Source organism: Mesorhizobium sp. M0808, assembly GCF_040320025.1.
Classification (GTDB): domain Bacteria; phylum Pseudomonadota; class Alphaproteobacteria; order Rhizobiales; family Rhizobiaceae; genus Mesorhizobium.
Map to the genome: position 1 here is coordinate 1 of NZ_JAMYOX010000092.1, position 7,126 is coordinate 7,126.

A 7,126-nucleotide genomic window follows, 5' to 3' on the forward strand; every position below is an offset into this window, starting at 1 on the left:
ACGGTCGCTTCCCGTTCAGCAGACCGAAGTCGCCATCGGCTGCGCCGTCCTAAACCGCATGCTTGCCTGCGCACGCCCGAAATCCGCCCGCCGCAAGGCGGCCACGGCATAGTCTGCCGCTTCAAAGATCGACATCCGCTCAAGTCCGGACCCATGCACCAACGCGCCGGTAAGCAGCACATTTGCAACAAATCCTTTAAATAATTTTCCCGAACCTTTGCGAGCGTGGATCACGGGCAATGATACGTTCACCGCAAGGTCTGAGGTCAGGCACCGCCGAAGAAGTTGATGCCGATCTACGCTCAGACGCCGCACGCCACGCAACGGAGGTTAACGCCAATGGCAAGAAGAGCGCTCATCCTGATTGAAGGTACACAAAACAACGGTCCGCTATACCTCCAAGCGGCCCAGCGTCTTGATCTTCATCCAATCACCCTGTCGGCTGATCCGGCTCAGTACGAATATCTTGCTGCGGAAGGAATTGAGGTAGTCCGTGTCGATACACACAATCTCAATGCGCTGATCCACGAATGTACACGGCTACGTGCGACGTATGACATTGCTGGCATTACCAGTGCCCATGAGCCGGTCTATGCGACAGCTGGCAAGCTCTGCCGGTACTTCGATCTACCGGGACCGAACCCCGCATCGATTGAACGATGCTGCGACAAATTCACTCAACGTCAGCTCCTCGCGGAGGCCGGCGTTCCAATTCCTGCTTATCGCTTGGCAACGAATGCGACCGAGGTTGAAAGCGCTGCCACGGAGATTGGCCTGCCGGTGATTCTTAAGCCAGTCGTAGGCGGCGGCAGCTACGGTGTCCGATTGTGCCGCGACGTCGATGAATTAGTTGAACATACGACCTATCTTTTGGGTGGAAAGCACATCTGGCGGTCTTCGCCAAGGATACTGGTCGAAGAATTCGCAAAAGGCCCCCTTTATTGGACTAATATAATGGGCGATGAGGTCATTGGGATCGAAGCCGCTGAGTTCGGCCCCCCACCGCATTTCGTCTATCGTGAGGGTATCTTTCCGGCACCGCTGACGGATGACGAGCATGAGCGTATGGCCGATGTTTCGCTGAGCTGTTTGCGCGCTCTCAGCCTTGGCTGGGGGCCAACGCACATTGAATTCCGGTGGACGAAGCGTGGCCCAGTCGTCATTGAAGTCAATCCCCGTCTTGCTGCCGGCCCTGAACCGGTTCTGCTGGCTTACGGTATCGACCTGGTCACCGAGCACATCAAGCTTGTCATCGGCGATGAATGGGATTTGCGCAGAGGAAATTCGCACATTGCGGCCTGGCGGTCCCTGCTTCCTGATCGGGATGGCATTCTCGATTGGCTCGATGGTGACAGCCGGGCGGCGGCTTTACCGGGTGTCGCCGAGGTCAAAATTTATGCTAAACCTAAGACGGCGATCATCAGGAGAGGTGATTACCGAGACTCTATGGGAGTTGTTATCGCCGTTTCACCTAATCTTGCTAAGACCAAGGCGATACTTCAGCGTGCAGTCGACTTGATCGACTGGTCGATCACACCATTTCCGACCGTTGGCGAACAGGAATAATGTGCGGCCCCTCATGTCCCCGCACCGGCGGAGGTGGCGCCAGATAACCGCTGATCCTCGCCAAAGATGGGCTCTTGCGCGACAAGATACGACCCTCGCGGATTCCGCTACTCAGGCCGGAGGTCGCCGGGCTTGTGGTGGCACTGAGGCGATGTCACGTGGTCTGCATATACACGCGTTGAGACCTGCGGCCGCTGATGTCAGCTGACCATGGCCACGGGCTTTCCATTCCGCCATGGCCTGCAGGCGGTGAATATGCGTAGCGAGAGCGGAGCGTTTTGAGCGGGGCGGGACGAAGAGATTGCGCAGAGCCGAGAAGATCGAAACGAAGCGTTGCAGTGCTCCTGCTGACGGAAGCCTTGCATCATCCGCTCCCGTTTTCGCAGCGGCACATGTACATTCTCCGCCCGGTTGTTCAATCCCTTATGCGACCGATGCTCGACGCACAGCATCACCTGTCGCCTGGCTCCTCCATAGGAGCGCAGCTTGTCGGTGATCATGCGCTTCGGCGCGACGCCTTGCTTCTTCAGCAGCCGCGTAAGCAAGCGCTTGGCCGCTTTGGTGTTGCGGCGGGAACCGCATTGTCTGGGTAAACCAACCGACCCCGGACGAAGTGGGAGTGACAATCGCCGCTTCATCGAAGCCTTACTTTGGATCGTGAGAACAGGAAGTCCCTAGCGTGACCGGAAGCTGGAACACTGTTTTCAAGCGATACCGCGATTGGGTCAATGCCAATGTTTTCATAAAGCTTTGGGACGCTTGCTCGGATGTACCTGACATGGAATACGCCATGGTCGATGCCACCATCATCAAGGTCCGCCGCCATGGACAGGGCGCAAAAGGGGCGATGCGCTTGGATTCCTTGAGTTTGCAGAAGAAGTTCTCGATCAGGTGGCGCCATTTGTAGAGTTCCTTGTCGAGCGGCAGGGGAACGGCGGCGTGAGGGGCTGAAGGTTCCGCAAAAGCAGCCCAAACGTGGCCGTCTCTGGCTGAATGACGGTTCGTGCATCCGGCTGCAGCCGGAATCTCCCAACCATGTCTGGTCCTACGACTTCGTCGAGAATCGCACCCACAACGGAAGGAAATTCCGCATGCTCAACGTGATCGACGAGTTCACAAGGGAATGCATCTCCATCAGGGTGAGCCGGAAGCTGAAGGCCGTCGACGTGATCGATGTTCTGGCCGACCTGTTCATCCTGCGCGGCATCCCAGGCCACATCCGGTCCGACAACGCCCGGAGTTCATCGCCAAGGCGTTGCGTCAATGGATCGCCGCTGTCGGTGCCAAGACGGCTTACATCATGCCCGGCAGTCCTTGGGAGAATGGCTATTGCGAGAGCTTCAACTCAAAGCTCCGTGACGAGTTGCTCGACGGCGAAATCTTCTACACTTTGAAGGAAGCCCAGATCGTCATCGAAGGATGGCGGCAGCATTACAATCCTGTTTCATAACACCCATCTGTCTATGTTGTTGAAGCGAATAGGTTTTGCTGGTCAGCGTGCGATCCTGTGGGGTGTCTTGGGTTCTGCCTCGCACGCCAAACAATGCTCTGACTCACCGGTTCGCCGAGCCTTGCTCGGCTGAAGATCCACGGGCCATCCGGTAGGGGATGAACACCTTCGATCTCGCCTGCTTCTGCGGCGAGACTGAGCGTCTTCGGCGCAATGCCGAGCAAACGCGCCGCCTTGTTCAGATTAAGCCATGGCTCATTCCCGTCTGGCGCCGGCCGGAATACCGGAATCTTGTGATGCGACCTGAGCGCAGTGACCCGCTCCCGTGTCCAGCGATTGCCGTGGCCGGTCACCAGGCCGTTCCGGTTGCGTATTTCAGATGATCGTGAGCACGGATTTCACCGCATCGTGAGCACGGATTTCACGGGATCATGAGCAACGATTTCGCAGGATCGTGAGCAGCGATTTCAGACGATCGTGAGCAGCTTTTCGAAGGTGCTGGACGCTTCGGCCGACAACTCAGCCAGTCTACAGGATGCCTCGTTCAAAACGAGGAAGCCTGATGCCAACCCAGAGATTGTCGATGCGCCGGATCAGAGAAGTTTTACGTCTAAGACATGTTCAAGGACTGACCGAGCGCGTCATCGCGCGCACGCTCGGGGTGAGCAATGGCGTCGTACATGGTTATCTGCGGCGCGCCCGTCTTGCCGGGTTGAGCTGGCCGCTGCCTGAAGGGATTGATGACGAGGGCCTTGAGCTGCTGCTCTTCCCGGCGCCGAAGGCGGCGTCGCAAAGCCCCCGCCGGCCGGTGCCCGATTGGAGCTATGTGGAGAAGGAGTTGCGCCGCCGCGGCGTAACGCGGGTGCTGCTGTGGGAGGAGTATCGTGCCGCCAATCCCGACGGGTTTGGCTATACGTGGTTTTGCACGACCTTCGAGGCCTGGAAAGAGCGCGCGCACCCGACGATGCGCCAGACCCACCTGGGCGGCGAGAAGGTGTTCGTCGATTTCGCCGGCGACACCATCGACATCTTCGATCCCATCACCGGCGAAGCGCACGCCATGAAGCTGTTCGTCGCGGCGATGGGCGCCTCGAACTACACTTATGCCGAGGCGTGCCCGAGCGAGAGCCTGTCCGACTGGATCGGCGTGCACACGAACCTCTTCGCTTTTCTGGGCGGCGTGCCGAAGTTCGTGGTCTGCGATTACGTGCCCGGGCACGTAATCGCAGTTTTGTTCCCAGCCCGGTTATGTGCCCCGCAGCCTGTTGATCCAAGCGTTCTCGACGACACGGCCGACATCCGGTTGGGCCGCTACAAGCCCGACGACCATCTCCTTGCATTCCTGAAGAGCCTCTGATTATGCCGACCCAACAGCCACAGATCGCCCGCACTCTTTGGCTTCCCGGCCGCCACTCGGAATAATCCGGCACTCGGAGTTATGCCGTAGATCATGCACGTGAGCCGGCGTTCCTCCTGGCGGGATCGCGATGTCCAGCTGATCGGCCAGCGAGCGGAAGATGATGCTGATCGTGCCCGGGTTCACAGGCCGACCTTTCATGAAAGAAAACAGCGGTGTGTCGGCCGCAACCGAAACCAGGTGCTGCGATCGCAACGCCATGAACGCATAGAGTCGCTGTGCCAGTTGCGGTCCCATGGGAATGAGCCTCGACTTGGAAAACTTCGTCTCGCGGATGGTGAGGACGTCACGATTGCGATCGACATCCCGCCAGCACAGGCGCGCAACCTCGCCAACGCGCAGACCAAGCCCGAACAGCAGGCTGAAGATGGTGGCATAGGCGGGACCGCGAAGCGGAGCGTTGTTCCGATCCGCGAGTTCGGCGGCGCGATCGACGAGTTGTTGGACAGTCCGCAGATCCAGGATGCAGGGCGGTCTTGGATTACCTCGGCGGCGCGGCTTTATCGTGACGGGGGAGCGATCGATAACGTCGTGTTCGACCATCCACTCGAACAGCCGGCCGACGATTCCTACCAGTTGGTTGAAGCTTCGTGGCCGCAGACGCGGACGACTGAGGAAAAAGGCATCGAGGTGCGCATTTCGCAAAAGCCGGACAGGGGTTCCGCTAATTCCCGGACAGCGATGGAGTGCACCCCTCGACTGAGACAAATAAATAGCGGACAGTTTCTGGATTGCAGGGACTGGAAATGGTTGGAAGAAAGCCGAGATTTAGCGAAGAAGAGAAACTCTCCATGCTCCTACGGATGCAAAGGGGGGAGAACGTCAGCCGGCTGGCGGATGAACTGGGTATTCACCGCCAGCGCTTATATTCCTGGCGTGAACAGTTGCGGGTGTGTGGCAATCTAACGCCGAGCCGACAGGGGCGTCCAAAGAAGCGGCCTCCCGAGGCACCACCAGATCGGCAAGCCTTGGAGGCAGGTTTTGCACTGTCGGCTGAACAGCGTCGTGCCGATGGGCTGACAAAAGCCCGTCGCCGCTTGTCGAACTTGAATGCAAGATTGGGCAGCAACAGGTTGAACTTTTTTTTTCAAGAAGCCTTGCGGCATGTCAGGGGCAGTCAACAGCAGAAAGACGCACCTGGCGGTGCAGCGTCTTCGAAGTCATTCAAAAAATGACAGCCCATGTGCCGCAAGGCTCTCCAGGAATTGAACAGATGTGCCGTCTCACCGGTGTCAGCAGGGCTGGATACTACCGGCACTGGCGACAGTCGGCGCCGCGTCAGGAAGAAACTGGTCTGCGAGTGGTTATTCAAAGGCTGGCCTTGGCCAACCGGCACTATGGCTATCGCCGGATCGGCGCCCTTCTTGGCCGCGAGGGTTGGCAGGTAAACCACAAACGGGTGTTGTGGGTAATGGGGGAGGATAATCTCTTATGTTTGCGCACTCGGCCATTTGTGCCGCGCACTACGGATTCCCGGCACAGCTGGCGGGTGGTGCCGAACCTTGCCAGAGGCATGGAACTGACAGGCGTCAACCAGCTTTGGGTCGCCGACATCACGTATTTGCACCTTGCCGAGCAGTTCGCCTATCTGGCGGTTGTGCTCGATGCATTCAGTCGCAAGGTCATCGGATGAGCGCTCGAACTCCACTTGCGGGCCAGCCTTGCTGTCGATGCCCTAAAAATGGCGATCTCCGCACGTGTTCCGGTTCCCGGCAGTTTGATCCATCATTCGGACAGAGGAGTTCAATACGCTTGCACCAGCTATTCTGATATCCTCCATGGGCATGGGATCCAGCCGAGCATGAGCCGGGTGGGGAACCCTTATGATAACGCACGCTCGGAAAGCTTCATGAAAACCTTGAAGCAGGAAGAAGTCGCAGGATTGGCCTATCGCGATGCACCAGATGCGCGGCGACGTATCGCGAGCTTCATTGAAGATGTCTACAATCGGCAACGGCTGCATTCAGCACTCGACTATCTCACCCCGGAAGAATACGAAAAGACCTTATCGACACCATCGGACAATGCCGCATTTGAACTCACGAGCATGAAATTGTCTCGCAATTTCTCTGTCTCACAATAGGGGTGCACTCCAGCGATTTCGCTAATGTCGGGACAGTTTGGCGGCGACGGTCCTCGGGTGCCTTGTTGCGTTCATGGATGATTGATTTCGCCGTTTTCGGCGCCGGTCAAGAGGGGCGCTGCCTTTTGCTTTCGCATGCTGTCGCCCTGGAGCACGATGCGGTGGGCGTTGTGCACGATCCGATCGAGAATGGCGTCGGCGACGGTGGGGTCTGCGATCAAGTCATGCCATCTGGCCACCGGGACCTGGGCGGTGATCAGGGTGGATTTGCGGCGATAGCGTTCCTCGACGATTTCGAACAGATGGAAGCGCTGTTGGTCGGTGAGGGAGTGGGTTCCGAAGTCATCCAGGATGAGCAGTTGCGCGCGGGTGAGCTTGTCAATGAGGCGTGGGAAGCGGCCATCGAGACGAGCGAGCGCCAAATCCTCGAACAGGCGCGGCACGCGATGATAGAGCACCGATCGATTGTCGCGGCAGGCCTTATGGCCGAGCGCGCAGGCGATCCAACTCTTGCCTGTGCCGGTCGGACTGGGCTCATAATGCCCGTTATCAGGATGGCGAGGCAAAGAAGATTGTCCGTTACGCCTTTCATCCACGTTCGGGCGGGGAG

At 58.2% G+C, this 7,126-nt stretch carries 6 protein-coding genes and 5 pseudogenes; 7 read left to right on the forward strand and 4 right to left on the reverse strand.

Annotated elements, in window-relative coordinates:
- Both NKI25_RS35890 and NKI25_RS35895 read left to right on the forward strand, forming a co-directional pair.
- Positions 1-112, forward strand: a pseudogene (locus NKI25_RS35890) (IS5/IS1182 family transposase); the annotation flags it as partial.
- Between the two features lie 227 nt (positions 113-339).
- The gene (locus tag NKI25_RS35895; RefSeq protein WP_353000910.1) at positions 340-1,566 is read left to right on the forward strand and encodes an ATP-grasp domain-containing protein; all 1,227 of its coding nucleotides are present in this window, start codon (positions 340-342) and stop codon (positions 1,564-1,566) included.
- Positions 1,567-1,785: 219 nt separating this feature from the next.
- Here the strand turns inward: NKI25_RS35895 and NKI25_RS35900 are convergent.
- Positions 1,786-2,141: pseudogene (locus NKI25_RS35900) on the reverse strand (DDE-type integrase/transposase/recombinase); the annotation flags it as partial.
- 268 nt (positions 2,142-2,409) lie between these two features.
- Positions 2,410-2,496, reverse strand: a pseudogene (locus tag NKI25_RS35905) (transposase); the annotation flags it as partial.
- 5 nt (positions 2,497-2,501) lie between these two features.
- Between NKI25_RS35905 and NKI25_RS35910 the strand changes: the two are divergent.
- Both NKI25_RS35910 and NKI25_RS35915 read left to right on the forward strand, forming a co-directional pair.
- A pseudogene (locus tag NKI25_RS35910) lies at positions 2,502-3,010 on the forward strand (DDE-type integrase/transposase/recombinase); the annotation flags it as partial.
- A gap of 568 nt (positions 3,011-3,578) precedes the next feature.
- Positions 3,579-4,220, forward strand: a pseudogene (locus NKI25_RS35915) (sigma factor-like helix-turn-helix DNA-binding protein); the annotation flags it as partial.
- Positions 4,221-4,373: 153 nt separating this feature from the next.
- Here NKI25_RS35915 and NKI25_RS35920 read toward each other — a convergent pair.
- Complete coding sequence (locus NKI25_RS35920; RefSeq protein ID WP_353000898.1) at positions 4,374-4,976, reverse strand: tyrosine-type recombinase/integrase; 603 nt, start codon at positions 4,974-4,976, stop codon at positions 4,374-4,376.
- Between the two features lie 188 nt (positions 4,977-5,164).
- On the opposite strand from NKI25_RS35920, the gene NKI25_RS35925 reads away from it, so the two are divergent.
- From NKI25_RS35925 to NKI25_RS35935, 3 genes are read left to right on the forward strand one after another with little or no spacing between them, the layout of a single operon-like run.
- A complete protein-coding gene (locus NKI25_RS35925) occupies positions 5,165-5,608 on the forward strand; it encodes a transposase (RefSeq protein ID WP_353000900.1) in 444 nt (147 codons plus the stop codon).
- A gap of 38 nt (positions 5,609-5,646) precedes the next feature.
- The gene (locus NKI25_RS35930) at positions 5,647-6,066 is read left to right on the forward strand and encodes an IS3 family transposase (RefSeq protein WP_353000902.1); all 420 of its coding nucleotides are present in this window, start codon (positions 5,647-5,649) and stop codon (positions 6,064-6,066) included.
- Between the two features lie 15 nt (positions 6,067-6,081).
- Positions 6,082-6,516, forward strand: a complete 435-nt coding sequence (locus NKI25_RS35935; protein WP_353000905.1) for an integrase core domain-containing protein — start codon at positions 6,082-6,084, stop codon at positions 6,514-6,516.
- Positions 6,517-6,587: 71 nt separating this feature from the next.
- On the opposite strand, the gene NKI25_RS35940 is transcribed toward NKI25_RS35935, so the two are convergent.
- Positions 6,588-7,126: ATP-binding protein (locus NKI25_RS35940; protein WP_353000908.1), on the reverse strand; the 539-nt coding region annotated here is incomplete at its 5' end.